General features: G+C 47.0%; 12 protein-coding genes. 5 read left to right on the top strand and 7 right to left on the bottom strand.

Annotated features, from left to right (window positions below; genetic code table 11):
- The 4 genes from NC994_RS17215 to NC994_RS17200 all read left to right on the top strand — a co-directional run.
- On the top strand, positions 1-981 hold a 981-nt coding region (locus NC994_RS17215; protein ID WP_277881131.1), incomplete at its 5' end, for a calcium-binding protein.
- A 111-nt stretch (positions 982-1,092) separates the two neighbouring features.
- Positions 1,093-3,966, top strand: a complete 2,874-nt coding sequence (locus tag NC994_RS17210; protein ID WP_190435535.1) for a right-handed parallel beta-helix repeat-containing protein — start codon at positions 1,093-1,095, stop codon at positions 3,964-3,966.
- A 389-nt stretch (positions 3,967-4,355) separates the two neighbouring features.
- Positions 4,356-4,625 (top strand): ChaB family protein, encoded by a 270-nt coding sequence (locus NC994_RS17205; protein WP_190428293.1) that lies wholly within the window; start codon positions 4,356-4,358, stop codon positions 4,623-4,625.
- 416 nt (positions 4,626-5,041) lie between these two features.
- Positions 5,042-5,593 carry a hypothetical protein gene (locus tag NC994_RS17200; RefSeq protein WP_190411134.1) on the top strand — a complete coding sequence of 184 codons (552 nt, stop codon included), beginning with the start codon at positions 5,042-5,044 and terminating at the stop codon, positions 5,591-5,593.
- A 278-nt stretch (positions 5,594-5,871) separates the two neighbouring features.
- Here the strand turns inward: NC994_RS17200 and NC994_RS17195 are convergent, their stop codons facing one another.
- From NC994_RS17195 to NC994_RS17170, 6 genes are all read right to left on the bottom strand, one after another.
- Positions 5,872-7,089: an aspartate aminotransferase gene (locus tag NC994_RS17195; protein ID WP_190435532.1), complete on the bottom strand. Its 1,218-nt coding sequence runs from the start codon at positions 7,087-7,089 to the stop codon at positions 5,872-5,874.
- Between the two features lie 128 nt (positions 7,090-7,217).
- Positions 7,218-8,402 (bottom strand): iron-containing alcohol dehydrogenase family protein, encoded by a 1,185-nt coding sequence (locus tag NC994_RS17190; RefSeq protein WP_190435529.1) that lies wholly within the window; start codon positions 8,400-8,402, stop codon positions 7,218-7,220.
- Positions 8,403-8,607: 205 nt separating this feature from the next.
- Positions 8,608-9,129 (bottom strand): Ycf51 family protein, encoded by a 522-nt coding sequence (locus NC994_RS17185; RefSeq protein WP_190435526.1) that lies wholly within the window; start codon positions 9,127-9,129, stop codon positions 8,608-8,610.
- A gap of 6 nt (positions 9,130-9,135) precedes the next feature.
- Positions 9,136-9,618, bottom strand: coding sequence for a Fe-S cluster assembly sulfur transfer protein SufU (sufU, locus tag NC994_RS17180; RefSeq protein ID WP_190426735.1), 483 nt, complete (start codon positions 9,616-9,618; stop codon positions 9,136-9,138).
- A gap of 189 nt (positions 9,619-9,807) precedes the next feature.
- Entirely contained in the window at positions 9,808-10,110 is a 303-nt protein-coding gene (locus NC994_RS17175; RefSeq protein WP_190435523.1) for an STAS domain-containing protein, read from the bottom strand.
- 378 nt (positions 10,111-10,488) lie between these two features.
- Positions 10,489-17,367 (bottom strand): ELWxxDGT repeat protein, encoded by a 6,879-nt coding sequence (locus tag NC994_RS17170; RefSeq protein ID WP_190435520.1) that lies wholly within the window; start codon positions 17,365-17,367, stop codon positions 10,489-10,491.
- A 588-nt stretch (positions 17,368-17,955) separates the two neighbouring features.
- Here NC994_RS17170 and NC994_RS17165 point away from each other — a divergent pair.
- Entirely contained in the window at positions 17,956-18,498 is a 543-nt protein-coding gene (locus NC994_RS17165; protein WP_190435517.1) for a hypothetical protein, read from the top strand.
- Positions 18,499-18,517: 19 nt separating this feature from the next.
- On the opposite strand, the gene NC994_RS17160 is transcribed toward NC994_RS17165, so the two are convergent.
- The gene (locus NC994_RS17160; RefSeq protein WP_190435550.1) at positions 18,518-19,897 is read right to left on the bottom strand and encodes a DUF3370 domain-containing protein; all 1,380 of its coding nucleotides are present in this window, start codon (positions 19,895-19,897) and stop codon (positions 18,518-18,520) included.
- Positions 19,898-19,987: the final 90 nt, after the last annotated feature.

Genomic DNA, 19,987 nt, shown 5'->3' with positions numbered 1-19,987 from the left:
CTCAATCCAGGTGATGTCGCTGTTACCAACATCGACAACGACGCCGCCGGATTCACCATCACCCCGATTAGCGGCAACACTACCGAAGCCGGAGGCACTGCCAACTTCACCGTCAAACTCAATAGTCAACCTACAGCTAACGTCACCCTTGGTTTAGGAAGTTCCGACACCACCGAGGGCATTGTCTTCACCTCTAGCCTCACGTTCACCCCCAATAACTGGAATGTTGCTCAGAGTGTCACTGTTAAGGGTGTCAATGACCCAGATGTGGATGGCAACATCGCCTACAAAATTATCACTGCCCCAGCCGTCAGTGCCGACCTCAAATACAACGGGCTGAAACCAAATGATGTTGCTGTTGTCAACATTGATGACGACACTGCATTGATGCCGATTCTCAACGGCACATCAATTTCCGACTCCTTGGTGGCAACCTCTTTAAACGAACGCATCCTTGGCTTCGGCGGTCATGACACAATTATTGGGGGACTCGGAAGAGACCACATCTATGGCAGCGATGGCAACGATACCCTGATTGGCGACCTCAACAATAATCTCTTGACTGGGGGTTCGATGGGGATGGATGACCTGATTTACGGTGGCACAGGCAACGATCGCATCAACGGTTGTGGTGGCAATGATTATCTGTACGGTGAGTCTGGAGATGACCAAATCTGGGGAGATGGAGGCGATGACCGACTCTACGGAGGCTTGGGGAATGACATCCTCACCGGAGGTCTAGGGCGCGATATCTTCGCCGTTTCCAAAGGGGAAGGTACTGACACTATCCGCGACTTCCAGATTGGTCAAGACTACATAGGGTTAGGCGGGGGTTTGAAATTGAACCAGTTGTCGATTATTCAGCAAGGAAGCAATACCAGTATTATTGACAATTCCAACAACCAGACTTTGGCAATATTGGCTGGGGTGAATGCTGCTACGTTTATGAGTAATGCAGCTTCTACTTTTGTAAGTATCTAGTAAGATAAAGCAGCTTTAATTAATATTTAAAGCTGCGGATTTGGCAACTCTTGACAATGGGTTGCTGTGGATACGAGCCTGAAGCCAAGACAGAATTTAGTGGGGAGAAAAATGCTTTTAAAAATATCAACGCTGTACCTCTACACATTTTTACTGCTGTTAGGAACGTTAACCTCAACTGCCGCCGCCCAAACAATTGAACCCAAAACCAATCCATCAACCGAGACAACAGACTTTACAGGCGTTACAATCCTCCAGCTACCTGATGGCATTTCTGAATTAAATAATAAGACTCTAGGAGTATCTCTTGCCAATACCCTTGATGTAGCAGAACACCCACCAGGCGCGTTGGAACCCCCAGCCTTAAGCTTTGAGGACCAGAAATCTTTAGCCAAACCGTCTTTTTACACGCTAAAAGAAGGGCGTTTTCTTGCCCAAATATCTAATGTGGAAACTGCACTCCCCACACCAGAATCTAGCCCCAAAATCATACCTTCTCCAGAAACATTGGAGGTCGAAGTTCCTCAACCTTTAGCAGAAGTAAAAACACCTCCCCGCACTTTGCACGAAGCAGGATTACTCCAAGAAGCAATAATTCCAGAAAACGCATCTCCTATAACAGAGATAAGCGCTGACACCAAACAGACGACACAATCAGAACGAGTCCGTTTCCAGCGATTTTTGCCTCGTATTGGTGCTGAGTTTACCACTGGCCCAGGCGTGGGGTACGAAAGTTCTTTTGGTAGCATTGAAGGCTTTGTTCCTTTATGGCAAAATTCTAGCAACCTCACTTTCTTAGAAGGTCGGCTGCTGTTATCAACAGAAGACTCTCATACAAGCAGCAATATTGTTTTAGGACATCGCTTTTATAGTGCTAAAGATAACCGAATTTTGGGCGGCTATGTCGCCTTCGATACCCGCGACACGGGTAATAGCAACTTTAATCAAGTGGGTGCTGGATTTGAAAGTTTAGGAGAAAACTGGGATGTTCGCGCGAATGCTTACATTCCGGTTGGAGATACCCGCCAACTGACCCAAGAGAGGGTTTTTTCTACAGGTTTATCGTTTTCAGACCCTTTCTTTCAGGGTAATTTCTTGGGTCAAACTAGAAATCAACAACTTCAACGCGATCGCAATTTTGAAGCAGCGATGGCAGGATTTGATGTTGAAGCTGGCGTGAAAATCGCCCAGCTAGGTCAAACCGGCGACCTCCGAGGTTATGCCGGACTGTATTATTATGATGCCCCAGGCAGTTCGGAGATTTTAGGCTGGCGCACTCGGTTGGAAGCGCGTCCTACTGACACTTTTAGGCTGGGACTCTTGCTCTCAAATGATGCCACTTTTGGTACGAATTTGGTGCTGAATGTCGGGGCGAATTTTCCCGGCACTCGTCCCAGAGAGATAAGAAAAGAAGATCGAGTTCTGGCGCGTCTGGGGGAATCTGTGACCCGAAACGCGAATATCGTAGTCGATGAACAATCCGAATCTGAGTCTTTCAGCGTGCAGGATACGGTATTTGTTACGAATCCCGCGACGGGTCAACCGTGGAGATTTCGGCACGTCAATTTGGGAATTGGAACCGGGAACGGCACGTTCGAGAATCCGACTGCAACGGTTGCGGAAGCTTTGGCTGTGGCTCAATCCAATGATATTGTCTACGTGCAACCAGGGACAAATCTTGGGGTTCCTGCTTTCAAGATTCCCGACCAAGTGCAGGTGCTTTCAACTGGCCCTGTGCAGCGTATAGATACCGTGGAACTCGGCAATCTACAATTACCCTTATCTAATGCAGGGGTACTGCCAGACGTGACAGGAACAGTCACGATGGGGAATATGACAACGCTTTCGGGTTTCGCCATTAGCGCAACCACTGGTTCTGGCATCGCTGGAAGCAACATCAGCAATGCAATTATTCGAGACAATGCGATCGCGAATTCTGCCAGTGAGGGCATCTTACTTGAGAACGTGACTGGGCAGATACTAATTCAAGACAACGCGATCGCAAATTCTGCTTTGGAAGGCTTTTCCCTCAGCAATAATCAGGGGCAAGTTAACCTAATTCTTGTCAAAAACACGATCGCCAACAATGGTGCTTTAGCTAACGAAGGGGACGGCATCAATCTTGAACTTCGCAATACTGCAACTGGAACCTTTAATATCTCAGAGAATACGATTACTGGCAGTAACAGCTTCGGGAGCATCGCCGACGGAGTCGAGGTAAAACTGTTCGAGAGTGCTTCCGGAACCTTTACTCTGACTAATAACCAAATAACCGCAAATCAATTTAGTGGCATTAATATTGAACTTGAATCCAATACTTTGGGGACATTTGAGATTGCCAACAGCACAATCTCAGGCAATCAATTTGATGGAATTTCTATCAAGCTAAACGATAGCGCGACTGGAACGTTTAATATCACTAATACTCAAATTTCTAAAAACGGGTTTTATGGGATTGGGATACTTCTCTCAAATAACACCTCTGGAACCTTCAACATTACCAATAGCACCATTGCTGAAAATCAAGATAATGGAGTGAATATCGCACTTTCCGATGCAGCGATAGGAACAGTCAATATTTCTAACAATCAGCAAATTTCTAAAAATGGATTTTACGGAATTTTTACCAGCATCAATGGAAACGCCCAACTTCAATTCCTCAGTGAATCAAATCAAATTATAGATAATGCTTTTACCGGGCTTTCCCTCAACAGCTACGATACTGCTAAAATCTTTGCCGGAGTCCGGCTTAACACCATAACAGGCAGCGCAATCGGCGATTTCGAAGCAATAACCAGCGGTTCTGGCGATACAATTTGTCTCCAACCCCGCAATAATACGATTGGAAACTTTTTCTTAAATGACAGTTTTGGAGGAGCGATCCAGATAGAAACGGGAACGCTGTCTACAAATAATATCTCTGTCAGCGATCTTAACAATTGGTCTGGAACCACTGTATCGGCTGGAACTTGTGGTTTCCCTTAATCGGTAAACGATACCAGTTCACTTTTGTCGGATCTCACGTGTAATCCCCCAGATCCCCATTTTCAGGTGGGATTCGAGAATTGAAGTGCCTGTAGAGACGCGATTAATCGCGTCTCTACAGGAGTTCGCGAATTATTTAGGCGTAGCAATCCTACATGATTCGTGAAGGAGAGATCCCCAACTTCGAGAAAGAAGCCGGGGATCTGAACCACTGTATTCGCCAGTAGATGATTTGTAGGGAGAAGTTGTGTAACAAGATACAGAATGACTTTACATAAGATAATGCCTCAGATAGGTATATCGAGGAGCCATAACTACATCCTAGGACGAGGAATTTGTACCTCTGGCTTTCTAATATTGATCTCAAGCAAAAATAATAGGAGTAGTTTATGACCGAACAACCAGATCAACAAGTTAATAACTTACCTTCAGAAGTCCAAGAACTGCCTGAGGCTGCTCAGCAGATTTTCCAGGCTGCATTTAAGAGTGCTCATGAAGACGGGATGGACGAAGAAGCTGCCCGCAAGGTTGCGTGGAACACCATCAACAGCGAATACCGTCAAGGTGAAGATGGCAACTGGGAGCGGACTCCTGAAATGATAAACGAAGACAATTCAAATCCCGTAACCCGCGCTGCGGTTCAGTCTGGCGGCAATTAAACGCTTTTAAGTAGCAATCGTTTAGATTGATTGACAATAGAAGGCGGTCTGTGACTTGCACAGACCGCCTTTTGCCTATAGGTCTACGTTTAGCTTAATTTGCAGTAAAATGAACCGTTTCAAGTGCAGCGAACGATATATAGATAAATACCCTCAGATAGAACCTCACCCCTAGCCCCTCTCCCTCTGGGTTCACAAGGTAGGGTTACACCAGAGTGCATTCAATAAAGAATTTCCATCGTGGCGTCTGAAAGCAAATTGTTCGCGTCGCCAGTTGACTAAAGCAACTGCGCCCAAAAGATAAATTTGAATAAATTATGATAATTTATGGTTGTAGCTAGCTCAACCTTGCTAATTGTCTCAACTCCATGGTTGATCAATTAACCAGGTAAAAAAATAAAAGGAGGTAGAACATAATGAAAAAAACATTCAATAACCTATTGTTAACAGGTCTTGTAGTGTTTTCAATGGCGCTGGTCAGTGGTTGTGGTGGAGGCGAAAACTCTACTACTTCTCAGGCTTCTCCTTCCCCAAAATCTCCTACATCCCAGACTGCAACTACCTCTAAACCGACTTCTTCTCAACTGAAGTTTGAAAAATCTTTTTTGGTCAGAAAAACTCCCGATAAAAAAGTTGTGCCGGTTAATGATGGAGTTTATAAAAGGGGAGAAGATGTTCAGCTAGTCTTGCTCAATGTTGGCAAATTTAAGAAAGGTCAGGATGGGAAAAACTGGCTAGATATGGATATGGAAGTTAAAAATGCCAAGGGCGAAGTTATTTTGGTGAAAAAGAGCTTAATTGGAGAAAAAGGACATACAGCTTTAAAAGATGATGTAGCAGCCTCTCCCAATGGCACTGTTAATACAACTCCTAAAATTCAACCGGGAACTTACCAAATTCAGCTAACGATTTATGACAAGGTGGGTGGTGGTAGGGTAACAGAAACTAAAGCTTTTACTTTGAAATAAGGGCGGCGCAAACAAAAATCATCTACTGGATACGATACGGTAGATGATTTGTAATTCCCTTTAACACATTGCACCCCTCCCCGCAGGCAGGGAGGGGTGCCGGAGCCTCAGAAAATGGCAGGGAGGGGTTGGGAACGGTAGAAAATCAGACAAATTTTATCCCTAATTAAAGTTTGCACTTATACAAGCAAATTCATCTAAAGGATAACGCTAGTTATTTTTGAAATAGCCGAGTTTCCAAATTGGAGATTAAACCCAAAAATTCAAGCTTCGATGTTTTATCCCTGCTTGATAAACGCGCCCTCATTTTCGGATGAATAGCGGATATTGGCTTCTTTGAAACGCCGCAAAGCTTCAGCTAAGCGATCGCATTCAGCAATCAAACTCACCCGCACATATCCCTCACCAGCAGCTCCAAAGGCATTTCCGGGAGTCACGACCACGCCCGTCTGCTGCAAGACAGAGAGGGCAAAATCTGTTGAGGTCATTCCTACCGGACACGGAACCCACAGGTACATGGTGGCTTTTGGTTTGGGAACCGTCCAACCCAACTCAGCAAATCCCTCGATCAGAAAATCGCGGCGACGGCGATAGCGATCGCAGACCTGATTGACATAAACATCTGGAAGCTGTAAGGCGGTTTCGGCGGCAGATTGCAAGGCGGCAAAGATGCCATAATCCAGATTGGTTTTGAGTGTCCGCAACCCTTGAATGATGTGTTGGTTGCCTACGACAAAGCCGACGCGCCAGCCTGCCATGTTGTAAGTTTTAGACAGGGTATGAAACTCGACGCCGATTTCCTTCGCCCCTGGAATTTCTAACAAGCTGGTTGGTTGATAACCATCAAAAGCTAATTCTGCGTAGCACAAATCATGTACGAGTAAGATTTCGTGCTTCTTGGCAAAAGCAACGATATCTTTGAAGAACTCGCGGGGTGCGGTTGCGCCAGTAGGATTGCTGGGATAGTTGAAATAGAGAATCTTTGCTTGTTGGGCTACATCATCGGGAATGTCACCGAGATCGATCAACCAGTCATTTTCGGGTTTGAGAATCAGCGGGTAAATTTTGCCCCCAGCGATCGCTGGCCCGCGAAAATGTGGGGGATAAGAGGGACTGGGTACCAGAATCACATCGCCTGGGTTGATATAGGCAAAGGCGAGGTGAGTCAGCCCTTCCTTGGAACCGAGTAGCGGCAAGGCTTCGCTATCTGGATCGAGGTCAACATTATAGCGACGCCCGTACCAATTAGTGATGGCGCGGCGGAAGCTGAGAGTCCCTTCAAAGGGGGGATAGCCGTGATTTGTCGGATTTTGCAACGCTGCGATCGCAGCGTCTATCACTGGCTGAGGCGCTGGGCCATCTGGATTCCCCATTCCCAAGTCAATTAAATCCAGCCCTTGTTCGCGTGCCCTGGCTTTGAGTTCATCCAGACGGGCAAATACATAAGGGGGCAGTGATTGCAGGCGTTCCGCTGGGCTAATCCAATCTAACGTCATTGGTTAAGGCAGGAAAGTTGGCAGGTTGGCAGGCAGGATTGCAGGTTGGAGATTGGCAGGTTGATTAAAACTTTCAACTTTTGAGTTGCTTCAACCTTCAATGCGTTTAAACCTGCAATTTTTGAAATTCAAACATCGTTATGATTCGCCGCTGAGGTCAGCCCCAGATTTGGACGCCCTACCTCAACGGGTGCGGTTGTGGACACCATTGCCGCCATCAGCTGTTCGGGCACCACTCGGAAGGGTAGCCGGTGGATATCCGAGTTAGGGGCACAGGCAATTTCAGCGGCTTGTCGAAATTCTCCCAGTGTAATATTTCCCAAACCCAAATCATCCAAAGTTTGAGGCAGTCCAATTTCGGCGTAAAACTTCAATAACTGTTGCCTTGCGGTTGCTGCAAGTTGGTTGCTTTGCAGCATTTCTTCTAACCGCAACTGGACGAGAATGCCATAGGCGACTTTCTCACCATGTATGGCACCGTGGGCGGCGGGGATATGGGTCAAACCATTATGGACGGCGTGGGCGGCGACGGTACGGCACTGGGCACCACCTAAACCACCAATGACCCCGGCAAGTAAAACTGAGGCATCTACGACTTCTCGCCAAACTTCACTGCCCGGTTCTTTCAGCGCTGCTGCGGCTTTTTGGAAGAGAATATCCCGTAGCACTCGCGCTTGTTGCACGGCGGCGATCATCAAAGTTTGGTCGGAGTGACCGCTGCTGACAGAAGCTTCGTACCACTTCGCCAAGGCGTCGCCAATCCCAGCAATTAAGGTGCGTTGCGGTGCAGTCTGGATTAACTCGTAATCCAGCACTAGCAAATCCGGGCACCGATCGAGGCTGACATCATAGAGAAATGCCCCTTCGTCGGAATAGACGTTAGAAAGGGCTGTCCAAGCAGCGCAGGTCGCCCCTGAGGTGGGAATTGTGACGACTGGCAACTGGCATTGATGAGCCAGTAGTTTTGCGGTGTCTAATGCTTTGCCACCGCCGATGCCAATAATTACGTCGGCTTGATGGTCGGTGACAGCTTTCCGCAGAGATTCAAGCGATCGCGTACTGCAATCTGGGCTGTAAGATGCCTGGGCAACGTCTGTCTTTTGCTGTTTTAGGGCAAGCTGCAATCGCGGTAGCGTGACGGACAGCGTGCGATCGCCCCCTACAACCAAGGGACGCCGCCCAAAAGTCGCGATCGCGTCTCCCGCTTGTTCCAGCGCCCTCTGACCGCGCAGCACCCGACCGGGAGCCACCATCAGCGAAAATAACGAAGGAGCGGTTTGAGTAGACAACTCTGGTAAGGATTGATTGGGCATAGAATCAACCATTTTAGTTTAAAGAAGGGAATTGCTCAATACTGCTTATGAAAGAATTTATAACAAATTTCTCTAATAACTTTACTTTAGTAATTGAGGGAGGCAGCAGCCTATTTAACACTCGTTTCTAGGCACTCGTTTCTAGGCTCCGCCTCGCTTTGACTCTGAAAGACCCAATCTAGAGAAAATAGAGAAAGATCCGTAATTACGCGGTAGACTTTGGCAATTGTGCCAGGTTTTCTGGAAAGACTTGGATGTTAAGCTGTTCATCATCCCGGATGGCTAGCGATCGCTTCACCTCACCCAAGTAAAGCGGTTTAGAAGCGCCAGGGGAGGGATGAATAACGGTACGTACCCGAATGGTCAGTAAATTGTCTTTTGCCCGACCTAAACGACCATAAGAGTACAAATCGCTAGCAGCTTGACGCATCGTTGCATCTAATTGGGCGTTGGAAATCGTCGGCGGTACGGAAATCACCGTTTGCGCCCCGCCGGTGTCATAAACCAACTTATAGCGAACCGAACCTGGAACTGCTGTATGGGTAAGCGGTACCAAACTCAAAGAAAATAAACCGGCTGTTAGCACACCCATAAATCCAGTGCTACCCACCAGCCTAAACCGAATACCCCATTGGAAAATAAACCCCAGCACGGTTACAACTGCACTGGCGATGGTAAGAGCCGCCGACCATTTGGCTAGTTCTAGAAAAAAAGTAGTCGTTAACATGGCAACTTAAGCGTCTTCCTTTTCATTACTGACGAACCCATTTGGCTGATTGCCATTGGGTGATTCTAAGGCAGCTTTTAAAGTATGCCAGGTGAGGTTAGCACATTTGATCCGAACTGGAAATTGAGAAACGCCTTGCATCACATTGAGCTTGCGTTGCTCTTTGGGGAACTCGGCTTCCCCTTTCATCATGTTTTGGAAGCGTTCCACCATTTCCAAGGCTACATCTACTTTCTTTCCCCGCAAAGCATCCGCCATCAAGTCAGCAGAAGCCATTGCGATCGCGCAGCCTTCTCCTTCAAATTTCACATCTTCTATGACGTCGCCTGCTGCATTCATCTGCAATGTCAGCTCAATGGTATCGCCACAAGAAGGATTGTGCCCCCTCTGAGACCGATGCACGGGATTGGTTTGACCCTTGTGCCGTGGCTTCTTGTAGTGTTCTAAAATGACCTGTTGATAAAGGTCGCGTAGATTGCCCAAAGTCATGGCGAGATTGATAAGACGATATTCATCCATCTCGATCCTATCAGTGTCGCTTGATTTCCGGAGGGCTGAAAGCCGAGCATTGACTTCCTAACGCTGAATTTAGATAAAATTTCTAGCCGCGCAGTTCAGGCTAGAGTGCCCTTATAGCCTGCAATCGTTCGGCTGTTGGCACTCTTGATAAAGTAGTCGTCAAGCCAGTTTGGCAAGGGCAGCTTCATAACTTTCCTCAATATCAAACATTTCCTCAAGCTGAGCCACTTCAAAAAGTGTTTTGACTGGAGATTGCAAGTTACAAATTACAATATGGCACTGCTGTTTCCGGGCGGCTTTGAGTCCTGCCACTAAAGAAAATAGCCCCGAACTATCCACCCCGTTGATATGGGTCATATCTAGCACGCATAAAGCCGGAGCATCCAGTACGACGTTGTTCACAATCCATTGCTGTAAGAAAGCGCCATTACAGCGATTTAGAACCCCTTGTGGCTGAATCACAATTCGGGAGCTGGCTTTTAGGTTTTTTTGGACTTCAGTAAATTCACAGCAAGACTTTTGCCGCTTAATTACTGAGGAAAAAATCAATTCAGGAAGAAGTATGGTCGATTGCCAAAACTTGATAAGTCTAGAAACACCCATAGTTGTGGCTGAGGTAGACTAATTGGTTCTTTACAAAGATTAGTCCTCAGCTCAGTAATTTTTCGTATGAAGTTGATGAAGACAGCACAAGTTACGTAAAGGTAATGCAAAGTTTCGCCTTGCCCTTACGATCGGTCAGTCGGTAATATTGTCAGGGCTTACGCAGATATCTCCTAAATCCCTGCGAAGAGAGCGCCGCGATCGCGCATCCCTAACGCAAGTAAAAAGGGGGAGTGATTACTGTGCTTCTCCAATGAGGGTAAAAGCTGCCCAGTTGAGTGGCTCTGGATGTTGTTTCATCGTGACTAGCATTGCGCTTCGCAATGCCTGGGCTTTATTCGGGTTTTTTTGCACAGTTCGGTAAAACTCTGTCATGAGAAGGGTTGTCGGCTCGTCAGGAACCGCCCACAGGGACACGATCGCGCTGGGTACTCCCGATGAAATGAGCGATCGCGACAAACCGATGACGCCATCGCCGGTAATTTTGCCGCGTCCCGTGTGACAAGCACTCAACACTACAAGTTCAGCATTTAGCTTCAGGTCAAAGATTTCTCCAGCAGTGAGGAATCCATTATCGTTCTTGGATGGAGCCAGCGCGATCGCGCCAGGAATGCCTAATTCTTGAATATCATCCAGTAAGCCGTGCGTCGCTAGATGAATTACCCGCGCCTGGGGCATCTGTTGCACAATCTCAACTTTGGTTGCTTTGTCACCCACAATCGCTTGAGTGTTCAAGAGTTTAGCAATCGTCAGCGCTTCCCGTTCGGCACCCGGTAACGGTGCTAGTGGCTGAGGCGTCTGTCCAGCTTTAGTAGTAGGCATCTTGGGCATCGTCGGATTTCCCACCACTAGGACGTTTTTACTATCTAGAGATGTTCTATGCAACCCTTCTACACGTTGCTGTTGTTGCTGAGTGAGGTCTAGCACCTCAATGGCTGGAGCGGTTAGGATTGTGTGTTGCTCGATTAAGTATTTGCCATTCGGAGCTTTTAGCGCCGGGAAAGGCAACAAAAATAGCCCACCTTGCGGGATAAATATTACGTGGGAATTTGCGTCTTTCGGCAGAAAATCAGCAATTGGCTCAATCAACACTTGATGAAGTTGCGCTCTAGCAGTTTCTCCTTTGTGAATATTGGGACCGTATACAATGCGACTATTCGCTAGCAATTCTTCAAAGGAATTATTTTGCTGTCGCAGCGGTTTCAAGTCAACTCGGCGAAACGCTACTTTACCTGTAGGCTGAACGACCCAAATAAAGAGTTCTGATGCCTGACCTCTGAGTTTACCTTGAACTTTGAATTCTTCTTCAGGGACAATTGAATATTCAACTAGCGTGGCATTTTGTTCTTTGGCAATTTTTTTAATTTGTGCGATTGTCGGAGGATTTAAATTAGTTTGGGATCGAGCCGAAGCTTCAGGGGATAATCGTTGTTGTAGTAACGCTACAAAGGCACGGGCACGTCCCCGTTCGGAAATTTCCAGAGCCAATTCTGCTTTGTTCTGGGCAATCAGAATTTGTTGCAATAAGTTGTAAGTCAGAACTTGCGTATCGAAAACTGAGACATTTTGGATATCATTTAATCCTGGTCGCAGAGATTCCATAACCTCAACGGCATCGCGGAGTTTTTTCTCGGCTTCTGGAAGTTTGCCGGAAGCAAATAGCGTATGTCCCAGGTTATTGAGAGCCGCTCCCTCTCCTCGTTTGTCACCCAGCGATCGCGCAATCTCTAAACTTTTCTGGTGATGTTCAATCGCTTTGGGATAATCGCCTAAATCCCCATAAGCAATTCCTAAATTTCCGAGTGCCTTGTGCTGTAACTCGCGATTGCTAATTTCTTTTGCGATCGCTAAACTCTGCTGATAATAATCGAGAGCCTTAGTAAATTCGCCCTGAACATGATAAGCAGATCCGAGATTGGCTAGGGTGCTTCCTTGTCCTTCCTTGTCACTAATTTGTCGCGCGATCGCTAAACTCTGTTCGTAAGACTGAACGGCTTCCTTAGACTTGCCCAAATTAGCGTTAATTGCTCCCAAATTTCCTAATGCTCTCCCTTCGGCTGAGGGATCTTTAATTTCTCGCGCAATCGTTAAACTTTGTTGATAAGATTTTATTGCTTTGTCATATTCACCCAAAGCTTCGTAAGTGTTGCCTAAATTTACTGAAACCTGACCCTCTCCCTGACGGTCTTTGGTTTCCTGCATAATGGTCAAAGCTTGCTGATGAGATGCGATCGCGCTTGCATAGTTGCCTACGGCTTTGTAAGCAATTCCCAGATTTGAAAGTGCTTGTGCTTTAGCTGTAGGATTGCTATTTCCTGCTTCCATCGTCAAGAATGGCTCTAAGAGCGCGATCGCATCCTGATAGTTTTCCTGAACCAGAGAAGCCGCACCCAGAACCCCTCTAGCTGCAACTTCCCCCGGAACGTCTTTGAGTTCCTGGTAAATTCTTAATGCCTGTTGCCAAGACTGGACAGCCGATTCAACCTTATTCGGCTGATACTGTTCAAAGCCTTGCTGTAACAGTTGATCTGCCGCGACTTTACGGCTATCTTGCGCTGATGCTAATGCGACTGGCTGTTCTTGCAAGCAACGCGGATCTCGTAGTTGCGGATCTCGTAGTTGCAGATTTCGCGATCGCTGTTGCAGTTGTGCAGCGCAGACAGCAGATGTTTCAGCCGTTGACAATTTTAGCGTTCCATCGCTGTTGCGCGTCACCTTGTCAGCATGACGTAAACTTGAGCTGTTCTTGAGGCTATCATCGACAACAAGAATATCATTACCATCAGATTCCCGCGAGGCAGAAACACCATCCCTTAGTGCCATCAACTGTATATCTGTTGTTGTTGGTCTGTCAGCTTTATCCGTAGCCGTATCAGTGACACCAGTATTAGTAGTAACAGTAACAGGGGTAGTGACGGTACCCGGATTAGTCACAGGAACAGGGGTAGTGACAGTACCCGGATTAGTCACAGGAACAGGATTAGCCACAATAACAGGGTTAGTGACTGGTTTTGGTTCGGGAATTGTGGGTATAAAGGGTCTATTTTGAACCGATGTAGCTAAGTTTGAATTATTCCCAGCTCCGACAATGATAGCTCCACGGGTACCGCTAACAAAATTGGGGAACTCATCGGGAATATTCAAGAGGCGGTAACTTTCATTTCTTACCAGATAAAAACTAGAATTTGGATCGAAATTGCTTAAATTCTGGCCACCCGGTAGTACAAATGGATCGCCCACGCTAGTAGCGATTGGCCCTGCTACAAAAGGCTGATCTCCTCCTTTAATCAGGATGCGAGGGCCGTTGATTTCATCAGGGGTTTTGGTTGCACCTGCATACCGGATAATGATGCGTCCAGTATCTGGGCTATTAGGTCTAGCAATAATACTGACTGGAAGATTTCTTGTATCTACTCTACCGTTTGCTTGAGAATTGACTAATTGATCTCTGGGAATACCCTTGCTTTCAAGGAAGTCAATTAATCCGGGAATATTTTGGATTAGACCATATTCTTCAAAAGATCCTCCATTAAAGAACCGTGAACCTACAGCCCGGAAAAGTCCTCCAGCTGTAATATCAATACCGCCTGCTCCTGAACCAATAGTTTCAACTACAATGTTGCCTGCTGTAGCAGACAAAGTTACAGAGCTATCATTCTGGGAATTTGTATTGATGACTTCAATGTTTCCAGATGCAATGCTGCCATTAGTAGCTGTCAAGATTAGAGAATTCTTGGTGAACGTATCTCCCGTTATAATGTTGCCTGCTTTTAAATTTACAAAATCACCCCCAGAGATATTTTCTGTTTTGATGTTGCCCGTTGCATTCAAAGTTACAGAATTGCCAGGGTTGTAGGAGGTAATTAAGTTGCCTTTGAGGGTAATGTTACTGCTAGTAATGTTGATGCTATCAGCAGCGATCGCATCTTTAGCAGTTAAATTTCCCGCGCTGGTAGCGGTAATACTCAGGGTATCTAAAATAACTGAACTGGCTATACCGTTGCTTTGCCACAGTTGCGTCCCATTAATCCCATCATTAGCTGTAAAAAACAGCTTACCGTTGACATTGGTGATATTAGACACAAATGAAGTAGCAGCACCAGGATTAATATTCTGTACCAGTTGCGTCCCCGCCGCTGTGCCGTCACTGCGCCAGAGTTCTCCTCCCGACGTACCGTTATCGGCTTTAAAGAACAGCGTACCGTTTACATCAGTGAAAACTTTATCCCCTGAAGAAGTATAACCAAAAGCACTACCAGCACCAGGATTGATATCTTTTACCAGCTGAGTTCCCGTTGCAGTGCCGTCGCTTCTCCACAATTCTGTGCCAGAAGTGCCGTCATAGGCGCTGAAGAACAGCGTACCGCTGACATTAATCAGATTTTCTGGATCTGAATCTCCGAAAAAGCCACCAGGATTAATATCCTTGACTAATATTGTGCCAGATGTTGTACCGTCGCTCCTCCACAGTTCTGTGCCGCTGCCAGAAGCAGACCTGTCAGTAGCACTAAAGAATAAGGTGCCATTCACATTGGTAAGATAGGACGGCCATGAAGAAACAGCGCCAGGATTAATATCCCGCACCAGTTGAGTTCCCGCTGCTGTGCCGTCACTTTTCCACAGTTCTCTGCCATAGCTAACAGGATCTCCGAAGTCGCCGACATCAGCGGTAAAGAAAAGTGTTCCATTTACATCGGTTAAATTGAGTGGACCAGAGTTTCCAGAACCCGGCTCGATATCCCGCACCAGTTGAGTTCCCCCTGCTGTGCCATCGCTCTTCCACAGCTCATTCCCAGTGTTGCCGTCGTTAGCTGCGAAAAATAGCGTGTTGTTGACTGCGGTAAGCTGCGACGGGGACGAACCGTTAGAACCAGGATTGATATCTCTTACCAGCTGAGTTCCTGCTGCTGTGCCGTTGCTCTGCCACAATTCTGTTCCACTGATGCCGTCATTAGCGCTGAAGAATAGCGCGTTGTTCAAAAGCGCCAAATTAGATGGGGATGAGCTGGCAGCACCAGGATTGATATCGCGTACTAGCTGCGTCCCGCCTGCTGTACCGTCGCTCTTCCACAGTTCTACCCCCCTGCTGCCGTCATTGGCGCTGAAGAACAGCGTACCGTTGACGTTGGTGAGAGTGTCTGAAGAGAAATCGAAGGCAGAGGCAGCGCCAGGATTAATATCGCTTACCAATTGCGTTCCGCCTGCGCTGCCATCGCTTTTCCACAGTTCTCTACCAGAAATGCCGTCATTGGCGCTGAAATACAGCGTACCGTTGACATTGACGAGTCCGCCGGGAGAGGAATTACCCGCCGGGTCGATTTTTTTTACCTGAAATGTTAGCGACGTGCTACCTGGTAGCGTAATGTTAGAAGCGCCGACTGCGGCACCGAAAGTAATGTTACCTGTACCTGCGCTCAGAGTTAGCTCCTGGGGCGTATTAACTGCATTCAGAGTGCTTTTAAATACAATGTCACCTGAACCATTGCCTGTGCTAATGGTTTCGCTACTGCCAAGGAGAACCGGAGCTTCAAAGGTAATATTCCCGCCATTTAAGGTGATGGAGGCGTTTAAATTGATGGTGCCGGAAGTGAACGTAAGATCGGAGGAATTGGCATTGCTGCTGGCATCAATGTCGCTGTCAATGGTGATGTTATTTGTGGCGACAATTGAGACATCTCCTGTAGCCAGAATGTTCTCAATTTTGTCAGCAGAAATGAAAAATGTGTCGCCTGGATCGCTAGCCAGGATTTGTCCGTCGTCTAGCTGTGCATTATCTTGCCCAGTATCGCTAATAACAACGTTGGCTGGATCTAATAATAACTCACCCGCTTTTCCAGCAGTTGCCCCTACGTCTACAACGCCGTCAAAAGCTAGATTTTCCTTCCCAGATACTTCAACGAATCCGCCGTTACCGGAATTGGTGCCGCCTTTGTTACTAATATTTCCGGAGAAATCAGTTGTCTCATCTGCCCAAACAATAACTCTACCACCATTGCCATTGTTAATAGCATCAGCTTTAATCGTTGCGTTTTTACCTACATACGTTTGAGTGGCGTTCGGTACTTTTCCCTTACCTTGATAATCACCGCCAATAAAGGCAATACCTCCCTTCCCATCTCCAGAGACATTAATTTGAGCCTGCTCAACTAAGGCAACTTTGTTACCCAGCACTTCCACAGCGCCTCCGGCTGCACTTGGTGCTTTATTTGCCGCATCGAGAGTACCGGACACAATAGTAGTACCCGCTTCACCCTTTATCTGGACGCCAGATCCAGTTAATATTACCTGTCCATTACTGTTAACTTTCAGCCCGGTAGCATTGCCCCCACTTCCACCAGTCAGCAGTTGGGGTAATGTGGGAATCGGCAATGTCCAGTTTTCAGGTTGAGTGCCTGCCGTTGCCAAGGGTTGAATATCCAAACCTAGCAGCAGTCCTTGCTGAGTGATGCGGACTACACTTTCACCAGGGATGGCAGCTACCGTAATGTTACCCCCTGGTGCGGAGAGTTGCCCGGTACTGATGACCGTTCCGCCCAGTAAAGTTAAGAAGTTTTGTCCCGGCTGTAAGCTGAGGTTGCCAGCGTTGATAATGGCTCCTGGCTGACTGGTGGTGAAAGCAAAAGCGTTGGGGTTTCCTGTCAGTGCAGCGTAGTTGTTAGAACCTGCTGCATTGAACCAATTTGAGCCGATCCCAATTCCGGTTGCTGTTGTCGCGGTGAAGGAAGCAGGCACGTTGAGGCTGGCTCCTGCGCCGAAGATAATGCCTGCGGGATTCATCAAGAAGAGGTTAGAATTCCCGCCTGTTACCTGAATCAGTCCATTAATCATGGAGGCATCTCCACCAACAACGCGACCCAGGATATTTTGAATCTCTGGTTGGGAGAGAAAGTTAGCAATCTGGTTTGAGTTCAGTCCAAATTTCTCAAAGCTGTGGAAAAGATTCGCTCCAGATTGCTGTCCGCCACTGATGTCGAAGCGATCGCCCTCAAGGACAACATTGGTGCCAGTGCCATCAGTTGCTGGGACAATGGATTGCCCGTGTGCTGCTTGGGTATTAATCGCTCCTACCAAAGGAAAAACTACCAGCAACCGACCGATGCTTCTCACCACATTCATAGGATTCTCGCTCAGGATTATCTAATTTTGCAAAACTTAAAATTTTTTTGGCTGCAAGAATAACGCTTAACTTTTAGTCAAGCGTTAACTTATTTTTGCTTGCAGCTATTTATTTTTTACTTTTTTAGCAATTTCACCAACATTATAAACACTGCTTTTTTAAAATGACTCTTCTTTTACGTATCTTTACTTAATCTTCATCAAATCTTTATAAAAAAGTTAGTTTGATTCCGAAGAATTACTCGTTGATTGTAAATATAATCGTCTTCAAGAATTTGTAAAGCTGAGATTCCCGACATCACAAAGAAGCCTGGGAATATGAACTGGTAGAATCTCATGACTTAAATGGATTGCTATAGAGTGGTTTGCGCTAACCGTTAACTCTATGTTTGAGCGAACGGGACTTAAATAAAGTTTGCGTGGATTGCTTATAAATGCAGCGAACAAATGCAAAATTTCTATCGAGAGGAGTGTCCCTAGTTCGAGTTTTTCCCTGACTTGTGGCAGAGGTAGCTAGAAAAAATAGGTGGCATTCTATGAATATATACCTCTGTAGAAAAGAGGGGAAAAACAAAAAAGAGAAACAATATGAAACTAACAAATTGGATAAAAATATTACCGGCTTTCCTAGCGATCGCTTTCGTTGTCCCCGCCCAACGAACCCAAGCTCAGACAACAACCGTCGCTGTTCCTCAACCCACACAGACTGTGGTTCCCACACCGGCAACGGCTCCCGATGGAACCCCGACTTATGGTGCTGAATATGCCTATGACCAGTACATGAGACTGGGGTATGCAGCGACACAAAGAAAGGATTATCCAGCCGCTTTGTCTTACTTTCGGTCAGCACTTGCCGAACGCCCAACTGACCGCTATGCCACACTCGCTTACTGGAATATTACAGACTATTTAAAAGGGCAAGATCCCCCGCCAGCAAGTGCCCCAGCAGCAACAAATTATGACAAATACATGAGAGTTGGCTACGAGGCTTCCAAGAAAGGCGATTATCACACCGCGCTGATTAATTTCCAAAGGGCATTGAAGCAGCGTCCGGGCGATTATTATGCGAGCCAAGCACTGCGGAATGTCCAGACCTATGTCAATCGTGGTCAGGGATTATCCCGCAGATAAAAGGCTAAATTACAACGTTTCAGGAAGTTTTTTCCAAGGTTCTAACCGTTAAAACTTGGGGCGGCGTGGCGTCTGGGGGATAAATAAAATCAACTTTTACCAGTCGGCGATCGCCCGGTAGCATCTTCAAGGTTATCAAAGGTTCGCCTTGCTGACCGCGCCGTTGAACTAAATGCACGTAACGAATTTGCGGTAAGCCTCGGTCATCAGTGTATTGGATCTGGACGGTGCCCCGGAAAAAAACTTGCTGAGGCGGTGGTTCTAGAAAACGCAGTCCTCCTTGCAAGCGATCCTGTTTGATTGGTGTCTGTATTGCCAAGGTTACAGTCTGGCTGTCGTTTGTATCGTTCATCAACGGCAAGGTGAGGCTGTATTGCACTCCATAGTTGCCGTGAGCCATATAAGCGGTATCTGGGTAGCGCACCAACATGGGGGCACTTTGCACTCGTTCGGTGCCGAGAGTGCCGCGAGGAACGGTGCTGAGGCTATAGGAAAACGCTTTTCCTGGTTGGGGAATGCTCAAATTCACTGCACCCGGTCTTTCTACCAGTCTGGCTTTCCACTGAGAACCTTGTGCGACACCAGCAACACGACCGTAGATTAATTGCCCCTTATTTGCTTCCGGAGGGGTCGGAACGCGATCGCGCGGCTGTGCTAAATTACCAGAATTCAGAAGTGTCTGCCATTCTTCGAGCGTCGGTGCGCGTTCGCTCTTATTGGGATTTTGACGCGCATACATCGCTAAACTAGCCATATAGACTTTGGCATTGCTTCGCAACCGCATCAATGTCGAGCGACCATTCAGCGGCGGCGTCAGCGTCTTTACAGGAATCGGATGATTCATCAACATTCGGCTTTCCCCCGGCGGAATCGTCAACTGAGGGGGAAAGTCGGCTTGACGCTGTTCTCGCAAAATCTCATTGCTGACGCGATCGCCAGGGCCAGCATACACTGTACCCAAGGGATTCTCAATGTGGGATGCCATCGGTATAAATGGCGCATCTGGTTGACTGAGATAACTGGCTGCTTGCAAGATATCCACCGTGACGGCTTGCTTACCAGGATTATGCACGATGATTCCCAAGTAGAGAGTCCGTAAGTCTTCCGGCGTCGGTGGCTTAGCAATATGATGGGCAAACACATCAAAACGCCCTTGGAAGGGAAAATTTAAATGAGCCGCCGAGGTGCTTTTTTTGCTGGGGGGAAAGGTTGAAAGTAAAATTCCCTCTGTCTGGACTAATTCCGGGCTGTTGCTATTAAAAACTGGCACATCATCCAGTTTGCCCGGTAAAGCGCGGACTTCCTGCGGTTGCACGACCTCAAGTGGTGGTGCAGGGGGTGCAGGTGTCGGGATCGGATTTGTTTGCGCGAGAAGAAAAAGCGGCAAAAAAGTCAGCATGAAGCGATTTCGGAGTCTCACGGTTAGCACTCACCATTTTCTCCGCTGTCGAATGCGATCGCACCCCTATTCTTCTAACTGAGGCAATTC

It is taken from the genome of Trichocoleus sp. AS-A1 (assembly GCF_039962015.1).
Taxonomy (GTDB): domain Bacteria; phylum Cyanobacteriota; class Cyanobacteriia; order Cyanobacteriales; family FACHB-T130; genus FACHB-T130.
Note: the sequence above shows the minus strand (reverse complement) of the source record. Positions and strands in the feature narration are given on the sequence as shown.

What these genes read in the sequence shown, in the direction of transcription:
- NC994_RS17160 (WP_190435550.1), bottom strand. Translation starts at nt 19,897, where the DNA reads ATGCTGACTTTTTTGCCGCTTTTTCTTCTCGCGCAAACAAATCCGATC.
- NC994_RS17205 (WP_190428293.1), top strand. Translation starts at nt 4,356, where the DNA reads ATGACCGAACAACCAGATCAACAAGTTAATAACTTACCTTCAGAAGTC.
- NC994_RS17210 (WP_190435535.1), top strand. Translation starts at nt 1,093, where the DNA reads ATGCTTTTAAAAATATCAACGCTGTACCTCTACACATTTTTACTGCTG.
- NC994_RS17170 (WP_190435520.1), bottom strand. Translation starts at nt 17,367, where the DNA reads ATGAATGTGGTGAGAAGCATCGGTCGGTTGCTGGTAGTTTTTCCTTTG.
- NC994_RS17185 (WP_190435526.1), bottom strand. Translation starts at nt 9,129, where the DNA reads ATGTTAACGACTACTTTTTTTCTAGAACTAGCCAAATGGTCGGCGGCT.
- sufU (WP_190426735.1), bottom strand. Translation starts at nt 9,618, where the DNA reads ATGACTTTGGGCAATCTACGCGACCTTTATCAACAGGTCATTTTAGAA.
- NC994_RS17195 (WP_190435532.1), bottom strand. Translation starts at nt 7,089, where the DNA reads ATGACGTTAGATTGGATTAGCCCAGCGGAACGCCTGCAATCACTGCCC.
- NC994_RS17200 (WP_190411134.1), top strand. Translation starts at nt 5,042, where the DNA reads ATGAAAAAAACATTCAATAACCTATTGTTAACAGGTCTTGTAGTGTTT.
- NC994_RS17165 (WP_190435517.1), top strand. Translation starts at nt 17,956, where the DNA reads ATGAAACTAACAAATTGGATAAAAATATTACCGGCTTTCCTAGCGATC.
- NC994_RS17190 (WP_190435529.1), bottom strand. Translation starts at nt 8,402, where the DNA reads ATGCCCAATCAATCCTTACCAGAGTTGTCTACTCAAACCGCTCCTTCG.